At 57.2% G+C, this 19,286-nt stretch carries 14 protein-coding genes; 10 read left to right on the plus strand and 4 right to left on the minus strand.

Translation table 11 applies throughout. The features are described 5' to 3' along the window. Positions 1 to 38: 38 nt before the first annotated feature. Positions 39 to 662 (minus strand): nitroreductase family protein, encoded by a 624-nt coding sequence (locus tag P8935_RS02675; RefSeq protein WP_348263467.1) that lies wholly within the window; start codon positions 660 to 662, stop codon positions 39 to 41. 422 nt (positions 663 to 1,084) lie between these two features. On the opposite strand from P8935_RS02675, the gene P8935_RS02680 reads away from it, so the two are divergent. Both P8935_RS02680 and P8935_RS02685 read left to right on the plus strand, forming a co-directional pair. Next, entirely contained in the window at positions 1,085 to 4,411 is a 3,327-nt protein-coding gene (locus P8935_RS02680; protein WP_348263468.1) for a TonB-dependent receptor, read from the plus strand. A gap of 326 nt (positions 4,412 to 4,737) precedes the next feature. Next, positions 4,738 to 6,633: a PP2C family protein-serine/threonine phosphatase gene (locus P8935_RS02685; protein ID WP_348263469.1), complete on the plus strand. Its 1,896-nt coding sequence runs from the start codon at positions 4,738 to 4,740 to the stop codon at positions 6,631 to 6,633. Positions 6,634 to 6,695: 62 nt separating this feature from the next. Here the strand turns inward: P8935_RS02685 and P8935_RS02690 are convergent, their stop codons facing one another. Next, positions 6,696 to 7,079, minus strand: coding sequence for a hypothetical protein (locus P8935_RS02690; RefSeq protein ID WP_348263470.1), 384 nt, complete (start codon positions 7,077 to 7,079; stop codon positions 6,696 to 6,698). 218 nt (positions 7,080 to 7,297) lie between these two features. Here P8935_RS02690 and P8935_RS02695 point away from each other — a divergent pair, with 218 nt between their 5' ends. After that, positions 7,298 to 7,789 carry a transposase gene (locus P8935_RS02695; RefSeq protein WP_348263471.1) on the plus strand — a complete coding sequence of 164 codons (492 nt, stop codon included), beginning with the start codon at positions 7,298 to 7,300 and terminating at the stop codon, positions 7,787 to 7,789. 278 nt (positions 7,790 to 8,067) lie between these two features. Here the strand turns inward: P8935_RS02695 and P8935_RS02700 are convergent, their stop codons facing one another. Next, positions 8,068 to 8,475 (minus strand): helix-turn-helix domain-containing protein, encoded by a 408-nt coding sequence (locus P8935_RS02700; RefSeq protein WP_348263472.1) that lies wholly within the window; start codon positions 8,473 to 8,475, stop codon positions 8,068 to 8,070. A gap of 60 nt (positions 8,476 to 8,535) precedes the next feature. On the opposite strand from P8935_RS02700, the gene P8935_RS02705 reads away from it, so the two are divergent. After that, positions 8,536 to 9,399: a hypothetical protein gene (locus P8935_RS02705; protein WP_348263473.1), complete on the plus strand. Its 864-nt coding sequence runs from the start codon at positions 8,536 to 8,538 to the stop codon at positions 9,397 to 9,399. 443 nt (positions 9,400 to 9,842) lie between these two features. Here P8935_RS02705 and asnS read toward each other — a convergent pair whose 3' ends face one another. Next, the gene (asnS, locus tag P8935_RS02710; protein ID WP_348263474.1) at positions 9,843 to 11,216 is read right to left on the minus strand and encodes an asparagine--tRNA ligase; all 1,374 of its coding nucleotides are present in this window, start codon (positions 11,214 to 11,216) and stop codon (positions 9,843 to 9,845) included. Between the two features lie 135 nt (positions 11,217 to 11,351). Between asnS and P8935_RS02715 the strand changes: the two genes are divergently transcribed. From P8935_RS02715 to P8935_RS02740, 6 genes are all read left to right on the plus strand, one after another. After that, positions 11,352 to 12,095 (plus strand): acyltransferase, encoded by a 744-nt coding sequence (locus P8935_RS02715; protein WP_348263475.1) that lies wholly within the window; start codon positions 11,352 to 11,354, stop codon positions 12,093 to 12,095. A 64-nt stretch (positions 12,096 to 12,159) separates the two neighbouring features. Beyond that, complete coding sequence (locus tag P8935_RS02720) at positions 12,160 to 12,873, plus strand: site-2 protease family protein (protein ID WP_348263476.1); 714 nt, start codon at positions 12,160 to 12,162, stop codon at positions 12,871 to 12,873. 95 nt (positions 12,874 to 12,968) lie between these two features. After that, positions 12,969 to 14,000, plus strand: coding sequence for a tryptophan--tRNA ligase (gene trpS, locus P8935_RS02725; RefSeq protein WP_348263477.1), 1,032 nt, complete (start codon positions 12,969 to 12,971; stop codon positions 13,998 to 14,000). Positions 14,001 to 14,035: 35 nt separating this feature from the next. After that, positions 14,036 to 15,148 carry a segregation/condensation protein A gene (locus P8935_RS02730; RefSeq protein ID WP_348263478.1) on the plus strand — a complete coding sequence of 371 codons (1,113 nt, stop codon included), beginning with the start codon at positions 14,036 to 14,038 and terminating at the stop codon, positions 15,146 to 15,148. A gap of 585 nt (positions 15,149 to 15,733) precedes the next feature. After that, positions 15,734 to 17,344 (plus strand): inorganic phosphate transporter, encoded by a 1,611-nt coding sequence (locus tag P8935_RS02735; protein ID WP_348263479.1) that lies wholly within the window; start codon positions 15,734 to 15,736, stop codon positions 17,342 to 17,344. Between the two features lie 196 nt (positions 17,345 to 17,540). After that, entirely contained in the window at positions 17,541 to 19,160 is a 1,620-nt protein-coding gene (locus P8935_RS02740) for an inorganic phosphate transporter (protein ID WP_348263480.1), read from the plus strand. Positions 19,161 to 19,286 lie beyond the last annotated feature (126 nt).

Genomic DNA, 19,286 nt, shown 5'->3' on the forward strand with positions numbered 1-19,286 from the left:
GTATTAACTGGATTGAGGCGGCGACTTTCGCGGAACCTTCAGCCCAGATCCGCAGCGTGATCCCATCCGGACAAAACAATCTCGCTCAGTGGTTTACGACCGCGGGGCGACTGCTCCTGTCCCTGGTAATGTTCGCCAAGAATGGAAGGTTCGCCCTGGTATCCCATCGCCATTACCGACCCGATCGCGTAAACCTCTGGAATTGCAAAGGCTTCGCGGGCCTTCGCCTGGTCAAAACCAGCCATCTGGTGCGTGGCAATCCCCATGGAAGCAGCTTGCAGGGTGATAAATCCATCCGCAGCCCCGAGGTCGTGCAACGCGTAATTATTGGGCGAGTCATTGTGACTGAACCGCGTCTTGGCAACGCTCAGGATCAGCACTGGAGCCGTCGTCGCCCAGGCGTTATTGAAAGGAACCAGCGCATCGGCGATCTTCTTATAAGTCTCAGAGTTACGATGGCCAATGATGAAGCGCCAAGGCTGCTCATTGAACGAGGAAGGCGCCCATCGGGCAGCTTCAAAGATCACCTTCAAATCCGCCGGACTAACATCCCGATCGGCAAATGCGCGCGGACTCCAGCGCTCTAAAATGACGGGCAGAACGCCCTCGGTCGAGGGTTGCGCATATTTCATCTGGTGAACTTCACTGGCGGTTAGCGGCATCGATACACTCCAAGGAAAAGTCTTTGCAGTAAGTGGGATGCGCTTGACGCCCTCGGGATGCGCTATCTCGGCATCGGACTCACAAGCACTTTGATTTCCCGCACTTTTCCTCTGAATGAGTGGCGCTATTTTCAGGATTAGTGCATTGTTTTGGAAGGCAAGTTGCCAAGACCGAGCAGACGCTTTGAGGCAGAATCCACCACACCGGACTGCGATACGCAATCAACGTCTCTCATCCCCTATTCACATTGTTTTGGAATACTTCGGCTGGATCTTCCCCGACCTGTCGTAGCTCGAACTGCCCACGCAAAGATGCGCCAGACCTTGCGCGGAAGTTCTGAAAAATCTGGTCGAGCGTAAGACTAAGCCTGCGCACGCCCGGCAAGACTCGCCATTTCGAATTACTAACTTTTGGAGGTTTCATGACCAGTTTCAAGTTGAGGGGACGCTCTGCGCTTTTTGCTGTCCTGCTTGCTCTACTCTCTATCTCGCACGCCGCCCAGGCCCAGTCCGCAGTCGACGGCGCCGTTGGCGGCAACGTTCTCGATAGCACCGGAGCAGTTGTCGCCAACGCCGCCGTCACTGTCCGCAACATCGACACCAACGCCCAGCAACAAGCGGTCACCGACGGTTCCGGCTACTTCCGTGTCATTCACCTGCAGCCGGGTGTCTATGAAGTCACCATCACTGCTTCGGGATTCGACACGTACGATGCAAAGAGCGTCACAGTGCAGGTTGGATCGCTCACCGACGTCGATGCGCGCCTCAAAGTCGGCAGTTCTGCTCAGACCGTAGAAGTGACGAGCGAAGCCCCGCTCGTGAATACCGCAACACCCGACTTTGCTGGCGTCGTTGACCAGATATCGCTGCATAATCTGCCGGAAAACAACTACCGCTGGTCGGCCTTCGCGTTGCTGACTCCTGGCGTCGTGAATGACAGCAACGGCTTCGGCTTGCTCAGCTTCCGCGGCCAGAGCACCTTGCTCAACAACGTCACCATCGACGGAACCGACGACAACCAGGCCTACTTCTCTGAAGAGCGAGGGCGTACGCGCGCCGGCTACTCCACCATCAAGGCTGCCGTGCAGGAGTTCCAGGTAAACACCTCGAACTACTCGGTCGAGTACGGCCGGTCCGCTGGCGGCATCGTCAACTCCGTCACCAAGAGCGGTTCCAACGCACTTCACGGCGAAGGCTACTACTACGATCGCGACAGCGCGTGGGCAGCGCAGAACACCTACGTGACGCATCCCGTTCAGGTCTCGACCAATCCCATCAGCTATGCCGTGCAATCGTTCAAGCCCACCGATCTCCGTCGCCAGTTCGGCTTCGGCGTCGGCGGTCCGATCCTGCGCGACAAGCTCTTTTTCTTCCTCGCCGCGGACCGCTTCTACCACGACTTCCCCGCGGCTTCCACCATCACCGGCACCAGCGCCAACGCAAACTTCTACACCGCACCCGATGCCGATATCTCCACCACAAGCAAGACCTGCGGTGGCACAGGATCTGCGGCTCCCAGTTATCCCGACGCGCAGGTCTGCCAGTTCGCTGCGAACACCGGCCTGGCCTACACCGCGGCAGCTCCGCTCTATTCGAGCTATATCAACAGCCTCACCTCCGTGCTGGGAACCGTTCCCCGCATCGGCAAGCAGGTCATCTACTTCCCCAAGGTCGACTGGCAGATCAACCAGAAAAACCACGCCTCCGTTGAAGCCAATCAGATGCGCTGGACATCTCCCGCAGGCATCCAGACTGCACCCGCGGTCGCATACGGCACAGCCAGCTTCGGCAACGACTACGTCCGCGACAACTGGATCGTCGGCAAACTCGACAGCTTCCTCAGCACCCACTGGAGCAATGAAGCCCGCTTCATGTATGGCCGCGACTTCGAGTTTGAATTCAACCAGAAGCCGACCGCCTACGAACAATCGAATCTCATCAACACGCCGGCAGGTTATGTAAATCCTCTCGGACTGCCCCCCAACGTCTTTCTGAGCGGATTTTTCCAGTTCGGCACACCGCAGTTCCTGAATCGCGCCGCACTTCCCGACGAACGCCGCTGGCAGCTCGCCGATACCCTGGTTTGGGTGCACGGAAACCACAACATCAAGTTCGGCGAAGACTATCTCCACACCGACGACCGCATTTCAAACCTCTACAACCAGTACGGCGGTTACAGCTACACCGGAAACACCCCGCTCGGCAACTACGTCTCCGACCTTTATCTCTCCCAGAATCCCGTCACCGGCAAGGTCGCGGAAAACTACAACTCCTACAGCCAGGGCGTTGGAGCTGCAGGACTCGACTTCACCACTGGCGACTATGCTCTGTTTGTCCAGGACGAGTGGAAGGTAAACCCGCGTCTGAGTCTGACCCTGGGCGTCCGCTGGGAATATGAAAAATTCCCGTCACAGCAGTTGCCCAACTCCCTGTTGCCGCAGACCAACACCCTGCACGACAACAAGAACAACATCGGCCCCCGCGTCGGCTTCGCATATGACGTCTATGGCGGCGGAAAAACGATTCTTCGCGGCGGCTACGGCGAATTCTTCGCACGCGCCATCAATTCCACTCTCTACCAGGCTCTGATCGGCACCGGAGTCTCCGCTGGCCAGGTGAACCCCACCATCAACCCCGGAACCCCTTGTGCACCGAAGTTTCCCCAGATCGATGCATCGAGTTGCCTGCAGGGTTCCAGCGGCAACGCAACTGCCTATTACATCGATCCAAACTTCAAGGTTCCTGAGATTCATCAGGCCGACCTGACGCTGGAGCAACAACTAAGCAAGAACGACGTCTTTAGCATCTCGTGGCTTGGATCATGGGGCCGCCGTCTGCCTGACTTCGTCGACACCAATCTTCCAGCGCCGACGCCGACGACCTTCACCGTCACGGGTGCTGGACCTCTCCCCGTTGGAACCACAATCGACGCCAACGTCTACTTCTACGACACCGCCAACGCAAATCATCGCCCCAATCCCAACTTCAGCTCCATCACCGACATCTTCAGCGGCGTAACTTCGAACTACCAGGCACTGGTCGGTCAGTTCAAGCACCAGATGTCCTACCATGTTTCGTTCGGCTCCAACTTCACCTGGTCGCATGCACTCGACTACGGCGAAAACAACACCACGGGCGCATCGGCTACCGCGCTGCTCGATCCCAATAACATCAAGCTCGAATATGGCAATTCGAATCAGAACGTGCCCTATCGCTTGCTGATCTACACCGTCACGGATTCACCATGGCATGTTCACGGACCGCTCGGCTACCTGCTGAATGACTTCGAACTCGCTCCCACCTTTCAGACGCAGAGCGGATTGCCCTATTCGGTCGGCATCAGCGGATCCTCGGCCAAACTCTATCCCGGCGGATCAACCACCCAGCAGTCGATCATCAACACCAGTTCCTTCAACGGATCTGGCGGCACCAACCGCGTTCCGGGCCTCAACCGCAACGAACTCCAGTATCCAAAGACCTGGGGTGTCGATATGCGCGCCTCCAAAAGATTCGTCGTGCGCGAACACTACAACCTCGAATTCCTTGCGGAAGCCTTCAACCTCACCAATCATCAGAACGTAACGGGACTGGGTACAAACGCCTACTCCATCTCTGAGAACACGGCAACCCACACCAACAACCTGGTACAGTACACGTCCACCCAGTTCCAATCCGTCACCAGCACCGGCAACAGCAACTTCGCCTATAACGTGCGCCAGTTGCAGATGGCCGTCCGTCTGAACTTCTGACTTGTCGTCGCATCAACTTGAGCCGCGGCGCCCTCGGGCGTCGCGGTTTTGACTGGCAAAAAACGTCTTTGCTTTTCTGGAGGAAGCGTGAGGCTTCAGCCTCACGAATAAGGCCACCCGTTTTTCCCAATCTGATCGTGTGATCGTCAATTCGGACCCAACGCGTTCAGATCACGCCTGCTTCCGGGTTGGCCACAACTCGCCAGAAGTGCATGACAAGGCCAGTTGCACCGCAACGAATTCAAGGCCTCTCGATTATGCACACGGAACTTGCCATGTATCAGTTTATGTGACAGGCTTTCCGTATCCTCCGGAGGCCAAGCTCATTGCGCCATGCCTGTTTCCTTGTAGCATTGGGCCTGATCCCGCTCGCCGCTGCGCCTCTCAGTCGCGCCCAGGCGATCGTTACGCACAGCGCCAATGGACCGGCAAGTCTCGACGGTCCGTGGCTTCTCTACGAAGGCGATCCTCCCGGCGGCGAATTCGCTTCTGCAGATACGCGCCCTGGCCAAAATTTCACCCTCGGCACTACAGAGCGTGTCTCACCCCAGGGATCGAAAGTCGTTTGGCTCCGCACCACCGTGACGCCGGACGAACAGGTCTCTAACCCCGCACTGCTCGTGAATCCCAACGCTGAGGAGTGCCAGGTGTTTGTGAACCAGCAGAAAGCCGCTGACTGCAGCAACTGGCCCCGCACAACAGATGCTGCACGCCGTTGGCTGCTGATCCACCTGCCCGCTGGTCAAGCCAAGGTTGCGCTTCGCATTGTTGGAATCGACGGCGGAGCTGCAAGACTCCCGCGCGCCGGTGAGGTGCTTTTCGGCAGCGCGCCGGTTCTCAAAGATATACGCACGGCCACAGACGCGACCCACTTTTATCGCTACCTGCCACAAGCGCTACTCTGCGCGGGCGAGCTGCTCGGTGGAGTGATCCTGCTGCTGGTCTTTCGCAACGACCCTCACGGACGAGCTTACCTATGGTTCGCAGCTTTTCTTTTTCTTGATGGGACGATGTCGCTGGAATCGGTCTTTAGCTGGGTGTACCCGCTGCTTCCACTCACGTTCGCACCTCTCACGGACGCTCTTGGGATGATCGGGCGCTATGCGCCGTTGGTTGGCTTCATCGCGGCCTTTACCGGCGTTCGTCTCAACCGTTGGATGCGGGGTTATCAGGTCCTGCTTTTAGCCATTCCGGTGCTGTTTGGCCTTCCTTTCTTGAGCCTGCAATTCACGTGGCTGCCTCGATTGTCCGATACGGCATTCCATCTGATCCTGCTCGTCGTTCAAGTTCCTTTTGTCGTCGGCTCGCTGGGTTTTCTAGGGTGGAAATGGAAACGGGGAAATGCCGAGGCTGGTCTGCTACTGCCCTCATTTCTTCTGGCAAGTATCATCGAAGTACTTGGAATCACCGTACCCTGGTTCAGGGCTTTCCATGTCAGACGCTTTCGCTTTGATTTCGACGATCTGTCGATGTTCTTCTTCCTGGTTTCCATCGGTCCGGTCCTGTTGTCCCGCCATCGGCGCATCACTCTCGAGCACGAACGGGCAACCGCCGAACTCGACGCCGCGCGGGAGATTCAGCAGCGACTGGTGCCAAAAACGATCCCTGCTCTTATCGGTTGTTGCATTGAAGCCGCCTATCTGCCCGCGGAGGAAGTTGGCGGGGACTTCTATCAGATCCTTTCGCGTCCGGACGGCAGTCTTGTGATTGCGGTCGGCGATGTTAGTGGCAAGGGCCTGAAAGCCGCTATGACCGGCGTCCTCGCAATCGGCGCTCTGCGCACCCTTGCTTTTGAAGGCTTGGGGCCCGCTGCGATCCTGATGCGCCTGAACGCCGAGCTCGTACGCGCCAGCAATGGGGGCTTCGTCACCTGCTTTTGCGGAGTGCTCGATTCCTGCGGCACCTTGCGCTATGCCAATGCCGGGCACCTTGCCCCTTTCCGCAACGGCCGGGAGATCGACGTTGCCGGAACTTTGCCTCTCGGAATCGTTCTAGACGCGGCATACGAAGAAAGCACGCTTGCGCTGGACCCCGGCGATCGCCTCACCCTGCTCTCCGATGGCGTCGTTGAAGCCCAGAACGCCGATGGCGAGCTCTTCGGGTTTGAACGTACTCGTCAAATCAGCGCCCAGGCAGCTCAGAGCATCGCCGAGCAAGCGCAACGCTTCGGTCAAACTGACGACATAACCGTCCTCACCCTCAATCGTCTCGCTATCGCTTGACGATCACTCTTTTGGGGGTTCCCCTTTGCGTTTTGCGAAAAGTGTAAGACCGATTCCAGGCGTCAGGCGTGGACGGCAATCTTCGTCTGCGCGAGAGGTGCTGATAAAGCCGGCTGCTTGAACACCTTCGTCGCAAAGAATTCGATCATGAGACCGAACAGCGCATTGACGCAGAAGTTCACCAGCGGCAACAATACCGGACCCAGGTTCATGAAGAGCGAGTAGGAAAAGATCGAGCCAACAACCAAGCCGACGATGGCGCCGTTCGCCGCCCAGTGCACTCTGAGATTCGAAATGCCGATGGCGAATCCCATCACCGCACGATTGAGCAAAACCCACAGCAGTGTGACAACGCTGAATTTGAGAATGTGGCCATAAAATGCTCCGCTAGCGCAAATCAAACCTGCAACCAGACCGAACAGAATTGCGATTGTGATCCGCTTCATTGCCTTACCTTCTTTCAAGCACACGCACGCTTAGGGCAGGGATACGCCGCGAACAGAAGAGATGTTCCAGAAGGCCGACTAATCTCTTCGACAGAAACTCAGGTTGGGAGGACACATTGGCGGGTGCGGGTGCCCCCGGTCCCTAGCTTTTGGGGACCGGGGAGTCAGGCTCACTGATCACTGCAGTCGGATTCCCGGTTGGAGTATCCTCGCGGTGCATGAAAGGCCAGCGCATCCGTTATCAGCAAACAGGCGAGTTCCACTTCCTCACCTTCAGCTGCTATCGGCGCCGTCCTTACCTGGCCACGGTCGCCGCCATGGAACTCTTTGAAGATGCGTTGGAGCGGGTCCGCCTGCGCTATCGCTTTGTTGTCGCCGGTCACGTGGTCATGCCGGAGCACGTGCATCTGTTGGTAAACGAGCCCCAGCGTGTTCTCTTATCCAAGGCCATCCAGGCGCTCAAGTTGTCGGTTGCGGTGCGAGGCCGAGAAAAGCCATTCTGGCAGGCTCATTACTATGATTTCAATGTGTTCTCGCACGCCAAGTTGATAGAGAAACTGCGCTACATCCATCGAAATCCCCGGGGTCCCCGGCGCGCGAACTCTGTGCGCTGGGGTGGAAGTCAGTCCGCCGCGGACTGGTCGCGAAGCCGGAAGACTGGCGCTGGTCAAGCCATCGCCACTATCAAACTGGCATCCGCGGGTCCGTAGAGATTGAGTCGGCATGGACTGCTAGGCACAGGGGCGGGCAGTTGCCGGAGTGGATGCTCTACCGGCAGTCGGCCTCTTCTTCCCCGGTCCCCAAAAGCTAGGGACCGGGGGCACCCTCAACTGGATAGCGCTCGACATCGGGGCCACCCGCCAATAAACTGCGTACCCGGGTCTCTATCTTGAGACCTGGGATAGGGCGAGCCTCTTGCGCTCTCGTGAGTAATGACGGACTGACCTGATCCGTCCTCGATGGCGGCTGAGCGCACCAACTGAGATCGTTATCGAGTGATTGATTCCTCATGGGGAGCGCGGGCGTACATTTCGCGCGCCGCCAATACCTGCTCAATGTTGGCTTCGGCCCAACTGCAGATGCCTTCCACCAAACTGCATAAGGAACGTCCCAGGCTGGTCAGTGAATACTCCACCTTCGGTGGAACACTCGCATAGATTCGGCGCGTGATAATGCCGTCGCGCTCCAGGGCTCTCAGCGTGTTCGTCAAAACTTTCTGCGAGATACCGTCCACCGCTCGTCGCAATTGGGCAAACCGCAGAGTGCCCTCAGCGAGGCGGCGAATGATCAGGACGCTCCACTTATCCGCGATGCAATCCAGTACCTGCCGAGTGGGACAGTTGCTGTCGAAGACGTTCCAAGGCGGGGTGGTTTCCAAAAGGTGACTATCACTCATAAAGGTGCCTACTTGTTATTGCATTGCAAGTATCCGAATATGCCCTATGGAGAGATCTTAATGCAGGCACTAAAAGCTACAACTCTGGCGTATGCAGCAATAGCGTTGTTCGTTCTGAGCAGCGCAGCATCGGCCGCAACTTGCGACCGTGGCTGCCTTCTTGAGCAGGCAAAGCAATTCAATGCTGCAATGCTCGGCCACACTCCAGAGAAAATCCAGCTTGCCCCCGACGCGCAGATCCGCGAGAACACGAAAGCAATCACGCTTGGCGAAAGCAAATGGGTTGGGGTAACAAAGATTCTGTCGGAAGGGGTGTACACCGACCCAATTCTAGGAAATGTGATTGAACATGTAGCAGCGGAGAGAGGTTCTGGAAAGACCGTATACATCGGCACGCGGCTCAAAATGGTCGAAGGCAGAATCAAGGAAGTTGAGATCAATTTTGACGACAGCCCCAGAGTGAACGCCAAGAACCTTGTTCCCTACGATCCGATTTTCAATACCCTTGTCCCACCTGAGGAACGTTCCACGCGCGAGCAGTTGGAGCGCATCATCACCTCCTACTTCAAAGGACTGACTGACCACCAGCCTATCCAGGCTGATTACGACCCACGCTGCGACCGCTACCACAGCGGAAATCGCGTGACGCACAATCCGAAGAATGGAGTTGAGGAGAGCGGTGACGTGGGTTGTTATGAGAGCAACCTCGGCCCAAAACCCTGGGGCCCTGCAACTGAAGTTCGCATCGGACTCATCGATCCAGAACGCGGCATCGTTATCGGCTACGCCATCCTCTACTACGGTGACAGCCCACGAAGAATGCAGATCAATGAGGTCTTCAAAATTCTCGACGGTCGCATTCGAATGGTCGATAACATCGGGCTGATGGAAGAAGGAATTACGACATCGGGATTCACGCGATAATCCCACCTCACACGCTCCGGTCGTGTGACTGCCTTCGTCAATTACGAGTCGATAGCCAACTCCACGCTCATTCCGCCGGATGGGTTCTTGTCAACTCCCCAATCGCCTGAAAAATGGCGCAAGTCGTTAAATCCAGATACCAAATTCCTTCGCTGACTTTGCACTGAATTAAACCGCAAAGGCGCACAATCTCAATAGAGCAGCGAAATTGCCGCGTCCGGCTCAATCGAGCAGCACCGCAACACCTGACACTCATTGGAATCGCTCTTTAGCTAAAGTCCGCGGGATTTCGTGACATAAGCCCTTTGCTGAGAGGATTCTGCGGCGAAGTTCAATGATAAGAATAATTTGCAGCGCACCGCATCCCGTAACTCGTTTATCCGGAGGAATTTAGACCCAGAATGCCCCCCGGGGGGTACCCCTCATCTCCGGAGATAAGCCCCTTACGGATAAATCCGGTGCAGCGTCCTCGCAAACGGAATCGTCTCCCGCACATGATCGAGCGCGCAAACCCATGCCACCACGCGCTCGATGCCCATGCCGAATCCTGCGTGCGGCACTGATCCGTACCGCCGCAGATCGAGATACCACTGGAAAGCTTCCATGGGGAGTTGATGATGCTCAATTCGGCTCTTCAACAGCTCAAAACTCGACACGCGCTGCGAGCCGCCGATCACTTCGCCGTAGCCTTCGGGCGCAAGCACGTCCACGCACAAGGCAAAGTTCGCGTCCTTCGGATCGGGCTCCATGTAGAACGCTTTCACCGCCGCTGGGTAGCGGTGAACCATCACCGGCCGGTCGAACTGCGAGCTGAGCCAGGTTTCATCCGGCGAACCGAAGTCGTTGCCGTATTCGAAAGGCTGTTCGAGAATTCCCTTGGCATGCGCCTCGTTCAGCATCTTCGCCGCTTCGTCATAACGGAGTCGCGGAAACGGCGGCACAATCTTCTTCAGCGTTTCAATGTCGCGACCAATGACCTGCAGTTCTGGAGCGCGATTCTTCACCACAGACTGCACGATATGGGAGATGAAGTTCTCCGCCAGTTCCATGAGCCCATCGAGATCGCAGAACGCAACCTCTGGCTCGACCATCCAGAACTCCGTCAGGTGACGGCGCGTCTTAGACTTCTCCGCGCGGAACGTCGGCCCGAAGCTGTAAACCTTGCCCAGCGCCAGCGCCGTCGACTCGATGTAGAGCTGGCCAGACTGCGTGAGGTACGCAGGATCGCCAAAGTAGTCCACCGGGAAAAGCGTCGAGGTCCCTTCGCAGGCCGCCGGAGTAAGGATGGGAGGATCGGTGCGGATGAATCCGTTGTCGTCGAAGTACTCCGCAGCCGCACGCATGATCTCGGCGCGAATGCGCAGGATGGCCGACTGCCGAGGAGAGCGGACCCACAGATGCCGGTGCTCCATCAGAAAATCGACGCCATGCTCCTTCAGCGTGATTGGATACGGATCAGACTCTGGCACGCGCTGGATTACCTGGATATCTTCAACATCCAGCTCGAATCCACCAGGCGCGCGCTTGTCCGCCCGCACTTTGCCGGTAACAATGACGGACGATTCCTGCGTCAGGCCTTTGAGCGACTCGAAGACCTCGGCCGGAACGCTCTTGACGTGGGCCACACCCTGCACGGTGCCGGTGCCGTCACGGAAGATTGGAAACAGAAGCTTGCCCGATTCGCGGGAGTTATAGAGCCATCCCTGGATGCGCACGGACTGGCCTTCGTGCTTGCCCAGAGTCGCAATGGTGGCAACAGGCGCGGCAGGCTTGGCGGTTTCGGTCGGAACGATAGCGGGTGCGGTTTCTTCAGACATAATTTCAGGACTCTCTCAGGGCGGCACAGATTCACCGGACCTATTAGGATAACGCGCGGTATCGTCTTCGGGCGTGACCGCAGCCGCAAGGCAGACTCGCGTAATCCTACCTGCCTGATTTATCGTCCATAGCGTATGGCTACCAATCCCAAGCCTCAGCCAGTCGCCAGCAACCAGCCCCATCCCACCCCCGAGGCCGAAGAGGTCTACCGCCGCTGGATCCGCTTTCTCGACGAGGAGTTCTACCGCCACCGCTCGCCGGAGCGTCGCGCAGAAATCGTGCGCGACCAGCTCTATCAGCTCTACCTGGGACGCCCGCACGGCGGCAAACCGAACGTCACGCTCTCCAGCGAGTTGCCGGGAAACGTGTTGGGAATGTCGCTCGATCCAGAGAACGTCACGCTCGAGGCGGAGTACTTCAGCGGCATCGATGAAGCAGAGTTTGCCATCCGCAAGCCGCTGCTCTGGTTCTGGAAGATGTTCGACCGCTCGCCAATCGGCCTGAATCTCTGGCTGGGAATGCGCTTCCGCTGCATGCTGGGCCGCCACATCTTCGACCACATGGGATCAGGTGTCAAAATCCACCAGGGAGTAGACCTGACCTACGGCTACAAGCTGTCCGTTGGAGACGGCGCAGTAATCCACCAGGGAGTGCTGCTGCACGATCGCGGCGGTATCACCATCGGCAAAAACGCAGTCATTGGATCCTTTGTCCGCATCTTCTCCCACAGCTACGGAAACGAAGGCAATGACGACGTGAGACTGCAGCCGACAAAGATTGGCGATGGCGCACTTATTGGAAGCCACGAAATCATCATGGGTGGCGCCAACATTGGTGCTGGCCAGGTCGTGGGCCACTACCCGGCTTACAAGGTCTAGCAGCGAGCAAACGCGGCAACGGTACGCATGCTAACCTGAGCTTTCCGAACACGGGGAGCGCCTGTTGGAGTCTGCCGCATTTACGATCGATGTGTTCAAGTTTGTCCTGCTCATTTTTTCCCTGAGTGTGCACGAGTGCTCGCATGCATGGATGGCTTCCCGTCTAGGCGATCAGACGGCGCGGCTGCAAGGCCGGGTAACGCTGAATCCCATCTACCACATTGATCCGGTTGGCACCCTCATCATGCCCGCCATCATTATCTTCGGCCCGCTGATCGGCTTCAGTCTCTTCAGCGGAATCCTGATTGGCTGGGCGAAACCCACGCCGGTCATCAGCCGGAACTTCACCAAGATCCGACGCGATGAAAACATGGTTACGCTGGCTGGACCGGCGTCGAACATGCTGCTCGCCATAGTGGCAACCATCGTGCTGCTGGTAGTGATTCACTCAGTTGCCGGTGGTCGGCAGGTGGTGATGCTCACGGCCAGTGGGATGCTGATGCCAGGAGTCAACTCGTCCGTCCAGGCAATCGTGCTGCTTGGCATTGCGGCCGTCGAAATCAACCTGGCTCTCTTCTTCTTCAACCTGCTCCCCATACCGCCGCTCGATGGCAGCAATCTCCTCAGAAACATCCTTCCGTATAACGCGGTGCAGTCCTACGACCGCATTCCCATGTGGGTAAGCTGGTGCCTCATGATTTTTGTAGGCGGCTACATCATGCGGCTGCTGCTCAGTCCGGCATTCGCAGTCGTTGGTCTGGTGCTGTCGAAAGGATAGGATCGAAGCCGCTACAATGGAGCGAGCCTCCATTTGACCTTTCTGATCAAACTTGGGCTGCCAATCCCGGCCTTACTCCGGAAACGAAAAATAGAATGTCGGAATCTTTGAATACATCTTCTCGCCCGCGCGTTTTGAGCGGTATGCGCCCGACGGGCAAGCTGCACCTCGGCAATTACATGGGCGCCCTCGCCAACTGGGTGAAGCTGCAGGACAGCGGCCAGTACGAGTGCTACTTCTTCATCGCCGACTGGCACGCGCTGACTTCGGACTACGCCGACCCTTCCAACATTGAGCCGAACTCGCGTGAGGTGATGTTGGACTATCTTGCCGCCGGACTCGACCCGCAGAAGACCGTTCTCTTCCAGCAGAGCCGCATTCTGCAACATGCAGAACTGCCGCTGCTGCTCGGTATGATCACGCCTCTGGGCTGGCTGGAGCGCGTGCCCAGCTATAAGGAGATGCAGGACAACCTCACCACTAAGGACCTGACCACCTACGGCTTCCTCGGCTATCCAGTACTGATGGCGTCGGACATTCTGCTGTATCAACCGAAATATGTGCCTGTAGGCCAGGACCAGCAGGCCCACGTTGAGCTCACCCGCGAGGTCGCGAGGCGCTTCAACAATTTCTATAAACTCAACGGCCGCGAAGTCCTTCCAGAGCCTGATGTGCTGTTGACCCCTTCACCCAAGCTGCCCGGCACCGACGGCCGCAAGATGTCGAAGAGCTACGGCAATACCATCGAGCTGAACGATCCCGAGCCAGTGGTGCGGCAGAAGCTGAAGACCATGGTCACAGACCCGGCGCGCATCCGACGCAAGGATCCCGGCGATCCGGACAAGTGCCCGGTGGGCGATCTGCACAAGGTCTTTTCCACGCCGGAAACGCTGGCCAGGGTCTACGAGGGCTGCCGCTCCGCGGGCATCGGATGCATCGAGTGCAAAGGCTGGGCGGCCGATGCATTGGTGCAGATCCTGAATCCTATCCAGGAACGACGCGCCCGGTACACTCCCGGCGAAGTTGAGGATATCCTCAAGGATGGTTCCGATCGGGCACGCACGCGAGCCGAGCAAACCATGACCGAGGTCCGCGCAGCGATGCAGTTGACCTCGGCAGGAAAATGAGTGATTCAGATAAATCCCCCGAATAGAGATTCAATTTGACCGAACTCGATAAAAATCCGGAGATCGATTCCACCGTTAATCCAGAGTCAGACCCAGCGCCTGATCCGGTAAAGGAACCAACACCTGATCTCGATCCCGTTGAGGACCCCGAGCCAGGCCACCGCGGTCCTGTCAGCGATCCTGAGCCGGGCCCGGAGCCAGAGCCCGACACACCCGAACCTCAACCGGAGTCCCCGCACGGCGACCCGCCATCGAGAGAGCCCGGCATCAATACCGCTCCGCCTTTGGTGCTCACGTCAAGGACTGTCCCCGAAGCAAAGGCCGCAAAAGACGTCGCGCTTGCTAAGCCGAAGAAGCAGGAAGAGGAACCGAATCAATCGCCATTCTCGGTTACTGTCGGCCAGGTGTACGACGGTCCGCTCGACCTGCTGCTCGATCTCATTCGCAAACAGGACATCGACATCTACGACATCCCGATTGCGAAGATCACAGCGCAGTTTCTGGCCTACGTCGACAAACTTAAGGCGACCGACATGGATGTGGCGGGCGACTTCATCTACACCGCCTCGCTCCTCATCCACATCAAGAGCAAGATGCTGTTGCCGCGCGCGCCTGCCGGACCTGATGATGCCGCCGACGATCCGCGCCGCGAACTGGTTGAACGTTTGCTCGAACACGAGCGCTTCAAGAACGCCGCCCAGATGCTGCAGCAGAAGCAAATGCTCGAAGCTGCTACTTGGTCCAATCCGGGCGTGCGCGAATTCAAAGACGATGCCGCGGCTGAACCGGAGATTGCCGCCGACACCGTCGACCTGGTCCGAATCTTCCGCGACATTCTCGAACGCGCGCGCAAGCGGCCCACCTTCAACGTGCAGGACGACTCCGTCACTGTCGGCCAGATGATCCAGTTCCTCACCCGGCGCCTTTCGATGGAAGACAGGCCACTCGCACTTCGTAAATTGCTCAGCCACTCCAAATCTTCACGCGCACTGGTCGCCATGTTTCTTGCTTTGCTCGAACTAGTGCGACTGCAGGCTATCCTTCTTCGGCAGGACCGGGCGTTCTCAGAAATTTTTATCAAGAAGAGTTCCGGGTTCGATAGCGTAGTGAATGAAGGGCTGACCAACTCCACTGACGATTGGCGGTAAAGCTAAATGCGGCCTATCAAGGCGCAACGTTTGCCGCGCAATTCTCTCTCGATCCATGTCGAGTTTTCTAATCTTTCCGCTCGCAAGAAAACACGCTACCACCCGGTTGCATGTTTTTCAGCTCAAAATTTGAGCAACCGTTCGGCTGCGCTTCCTGACAGCGACTCTCAACGCAAATTTCACTCCCAAATTGCGCGGTCATCTTTGTTGCAGCGTTGTTGAAGAATGGGTGCAATTAGCGCAGATATTACAGTGTGGTTAATGAAAAGATTTGATTCATCTAAACCATTGAAGCTAATAAACTTAATATGTGCCTCCGTCGGCTGTTTCAGGCCCATTGAACCCATCCCCCTCCCGTATCTCATGTAAAATCAATCGTGCGAAGCCAGATGGATGGCAACGCGCATCAAACAACTGAGGTACGTATTTCGGTTGTTGGGGTTTTATGCAATCCTTTTTTGATTGTCCCTCCTGCTGCGATCTCAGATCGTTCCATCCCCATTTCAATCAAGAATTCTTAGCCGATTCCGCGTCGGTCTGCATCATAATGCGCCGCGAATCGTTTGTCGCAATCGGAGAGATCTGATGGCTGCAACGACGGCAACTGCTTTACGCAGACCCTCGCTACTCGACCGCAAGCTGAAAGGCCGGCCGAGCAAAGCCGGCATCCTCGCATTCCTTGCGGCGCTTGCAACAGGCATCGTCTACATCGTTTTTCACGTAGCCCACGATCTTGATGCAGCCTCGATCACCAGCTATGCACCGTACGCGATGCTCGGATTGGCTTTGGTAATAGCCCTTGGTTTTGAATTCGTCAACGGATTTCATGACACCGCCAACGCGGTCGCTACCGTTATATATACCCACTCGCTAGAGCCAAACGTCGCCGTGGTGTTGTCAGGTATCTGTAATCTCGCGGGGGTGCTGTTGTCATCCGGCACAGTGGCCTTCGCCGTCATCACACTCCTGCCCGTTGAGTTGATTCTGCAAGTGAGTTCAGGCGCAGGATTCGCCATGGTCTTTGCGTTGCTTATCGCGGCGATCCTCTGGAACCTCGGGACTTGGTGGCTTGGCCTGCCGGCTTCCAGTTCGCACACCATGGTCGGCTCCATCATCGGCGTAGGAATTGCGAACCAGTTATTGATGCCGCATACCGGGACCTCGGGAGTCGACTGGGAGCAGGCCATGAAGGTTCTTAAGGCCCTCCTGATCTCCCCGGTCGTTGGATTCGTTCTTGCCGGCATGCTTATCCTCATCGCCAAACAGGTGGCCAAGTTTCCGTCGCTCTACGAAGCACCGAAAGACAACATGCCGCCGCCCATGCCGATTCGAGCGCTCATGGTCCTTACCTGCACCGGCGTCAGCTTCTTCCATGGATCTAATGACGGGCAAAAGGGCATGGGTTTGATCATGCTCATCCTCATCGGCACGGTGCCGACTGCCTACGCGCTGAACCACGCTGTAAGCCCGGCGCAGACGCAAGCATTCATCGTGTCATCGCAGCAAGCCGGAAGCATCCTTGATCGCCATGTCGACTCAAAAGGGATCCTCGGTGCCGATGCGCGCGCAACGGTGACCGACTACATCCGCACCAAGCAGTTACAGCCCGATACAATCCTGGCGCTGCGCGAATTGGTGGAAGATATCGGCCACGAAGTTGCGCTCTACAAAGAATTCAAAGCTGTTCCGCCACAGGAGCAGGCCAACGTCCGCAATGACATGTACGTGGCCAGCGAAGCGCTCCGCCTGATGATCAAGGCCGACAATCCCGCTTTCACAGCAGATGAAAAAGCCGCACTCAACGGCTACAAAGACAAGGTGGATCACGCCACCAAGTTCATTCCGTCCTGGGTTAAAGTCGCAGTTGCACTCTCCCTGGGGCTTGGCACCATGGTTGGTTGGAAGCGCGTTGTCGTAACCGTGGGTGAGCGCATCGGCAAGGACCACCTCACATATGCTCAGGGTGCAAGCGCCGGCCTGGTCGCCATGGGAACCATCTTCGCGGCCGACAAGTTCGGGCTGCCGGTAAGCACCACGCACATCCTCAGCTCCGGTGTGGCAGGAACGATGTGTGCCAATGGAAACGGCCTCCGCTTCTCGACCGTCCGCAACATTGCCGCCGGCTGGGTCTTTACGTTACCGGCCGCGGCGCTGCTTTCGGGCGTCCTCTACTGGGCCTTCCGGCACATCAGCTAGAAGCTCCTTCTGAAACCCTTACGGCTGCGCTTTGTGCGCGGCCGTTTTCGTGCTTCCTCCTGTCCCTCTCAGGGACCCAGCAAATTCATCTCGGCTTCATCTCGCATTCATCTAAGTTGGATATTCCTTGCTCGTCTGGCGAGTTTTGCTCCCCTGCACCAGGACAAAATCAAAACGAAATCTGGAGTGTCCACCCATGGCCGAATTGGCAACCGCTATTGCAGCCCGCCCCCCCGCTGCCGCATTGCTCGATAAAAAAATGCATAAGTCGCACGCCATGATCAGCGGCGCGGTCGTTCTTATCGCCTTAGTGGTTGGCGTCTGGTTCATCGCCACACACATCTCCCAAGATTTCAGCGGTGTGGCTTTGGGTAGCGCGTGGCCCTACGTCCTGTTAATCGTCGCTCTGCTCATCGCACTCGGCTTCGAATTCGTCAACGGCTTTCATGACACCGCGAATGCCGTAGCGACCGTCATCTACACCCACTCGCTCGAGCCAAACATCGCGGTGGTGTGGTCGGGGATGTGCAACCTGGCCGGCGTGCTCACCTCCAGTGGGACTGTCGCTTTCACCGTCATTACGCTACTGCCGGTTGAACTGATTTTGCAGGTGAGCTCCGGCGCCGGATTCGCCATGGTCTTCGCGCTCCTCATTGCTGCAATTATCTGGAATCTGAGCACGTGGTGGTTCGGCCTTCCCGCTTCCAGTTCGCACACCATGGTTGGTTCCATCATCGGAGTCGGACTGGCAAATCAATTGATGAATGCTCACAGTGGAACCTCGGGCGTCGACTGGGAGCAGGCGACCAAAGTCTTCAAAGTCCTGCTCATCTCGCCCATCGTCGGCTTCGGTGCGGCTGCCCTCTTGTTCCTGCTTGCGAAGGCGACCATCAAGTATCCGGGACTTTACGAAGCGCCCAAAGGCAGCACCCCTCCCCCATGGCCCATTCGCGCGTTGCTCGTACTCACGTGCACCGGCGTCAGCTTTTTCCATGGTTCAAACGACGGGCAAAAGGGAATGGGCCTGATCATGCTGATTTTGATCGGCACGGTTCCCACAGCGTACGCGCTGAATCACGCGGTCTCAAAGTCTGACGTACAGCAATTCATCGCAGCATCCGATAACGCGGGTAAGGTTCTCGATAAGCACGTCGATAAAGCCGGCCTGCTCGGCGCAGACGCCCGCACAACCGTAACTGACTACATCCGCACCAAGCAGCTACAGCCCGACACCATGCTCGCACTGCGCGAGCTGGTTGAGGATCTCAGCCACGAAGTCGCGTTTTACAAAGAGTTCAAAGCAGTTCCCGCAAACCAGCAGACCAACGTGCGCAACGACATGTACGTGGCCAGCGAGGCAATCCGCCTCATGCAAAAGAATCACAACCCTGCGTTTACCGCGCAGGAAAACGCCGTACTAACCCTCTACAAATCCAAGGTCGACAAGGCCACCAAGTTCATTCCCACCTGGGTAAAAGTCGCTGTAGCCCTGGCTTTGGGAATGGGCACGATGGTCGGCTGGAAACGAATCGTGGTCACCGTTGGCGAAAAAATCGGTAAGGAGCACCTTACTTACGCACAAGGCGCCACCGCCGAGCTGGTCGCCATGGCCACCATATTCGCAGCAGATAACTTTGGCTTGCCAGTGAGCACCACGCACGTACTCAGTTCGGGAGTAGCTGGCACGATGGCCGCCAATCGAAGCGGTCTTCAGATGTCGACGCTCCGCAACATTGCCGCAGCTTGGGTGTTCACTCTCCCAGTGGCGGCATTACTGTCCGGTTCCCTGTTCTGGCTCTTCCGTCATTTCGCGTAGAGCTAGTCCGCAAGTTGCCTTGGTTTCGTTTCTGAGCGAAGGGCGTCCGGTTTCCCGGGCGCCCTTTCTTTTTCTCAATGCGGATCGTCGTGCTTCTGTGGACGCATATACCTCTCCGGTCCAGTA

The organism is Telmatobacter sp. DSM 110680 (assembly GCF_039994875.1).
Lineage (GTDB): Bacteria > Acidobacteriota > Terriglobia > Terriglobales > Acidobacteriaceae > Telmatobacter.

Excerpts from the sequence above, each read along its gene's own strand:
- P8935_RS02740 (WP_348263480.1), top strand. The coding sequence starts at position 17,541 with ATGGCCGAATTGGCAACCGCTATTGCAGCCCGCCCCCCCGCTGCCGCA.
- P8935_RS02680 (WP_348263468.1), top strand. The coding sequence starts at position 1,085 with ATGACCAGTTTCAAGTTGAGGGGACGCTCTGCGCTTTTTGCTGTCCTG.
- P8935_RS02675 (WP_348263467.1), bottom strand. The coding sequence starts at position 662 with ATGCCGCTAACCGCCAGTGAAGTTCACCAGATGAAATATGCGCAACCC.
- P8935_RS02705 (WP_348263473.1), top strand. The coding sequence starts at position 8,536 with ATGCAGGCACTAAAAGCTACAACTCTGGCGTATGCAGCAATAGCGTTG.
- asnS (WP_348263474.1), bottom strand. The coding sequence starts at position 11,216 with ATGTCTGAAGAAACCGCACCCGCTATCGTTCCGACCGAAACCGCCAAG.
- P8935_RS02735 (WP_348263479.1), top strand. The coding sequence starts at position 15,734 with ATGGCTGCAACGACGGCAACTGCTTTACGCAGACCCTCGCTACTCGAC.
- P8935_RS02715 (WP_348263475.1), top strand. The coding sequence starts at position 11,352 with ATGGCTACCAATCCCAAGCCTCAGCCAGTCGCCAGCAACCAGCCCCAT.
- trpS (WP_348263477.1), top strand. The coding sequence starts at position 12,969 with ATGTCGGAATCTTTGAATACATCTTCTCGCCCGCGCGTTTTGAGCGGT.
- P8935_RS02690 (WP_348263470.1), bottom strand. The coding sequence starts at position 7,079 with ATGAAGCGGATCACAATCGCAATTCTGTTCGGTCTGGTTGCAGGTTTG.
- P8935_RS02700 (WP_348263472.1), bottom strand. The coding sequence starts at position 8,475 with ATGAGTGATAGTCACCTTTTGGAAACCACCCCGCCTTGGAACGTCTTC.
- P8935_RS02695 (WP_348263471.1), top strand. The coding sequence starts at position 7,298 with ATGAAAGGCCAGCGCATCCGTTATCAGCAAACAGGCGAGTTCCACTTC.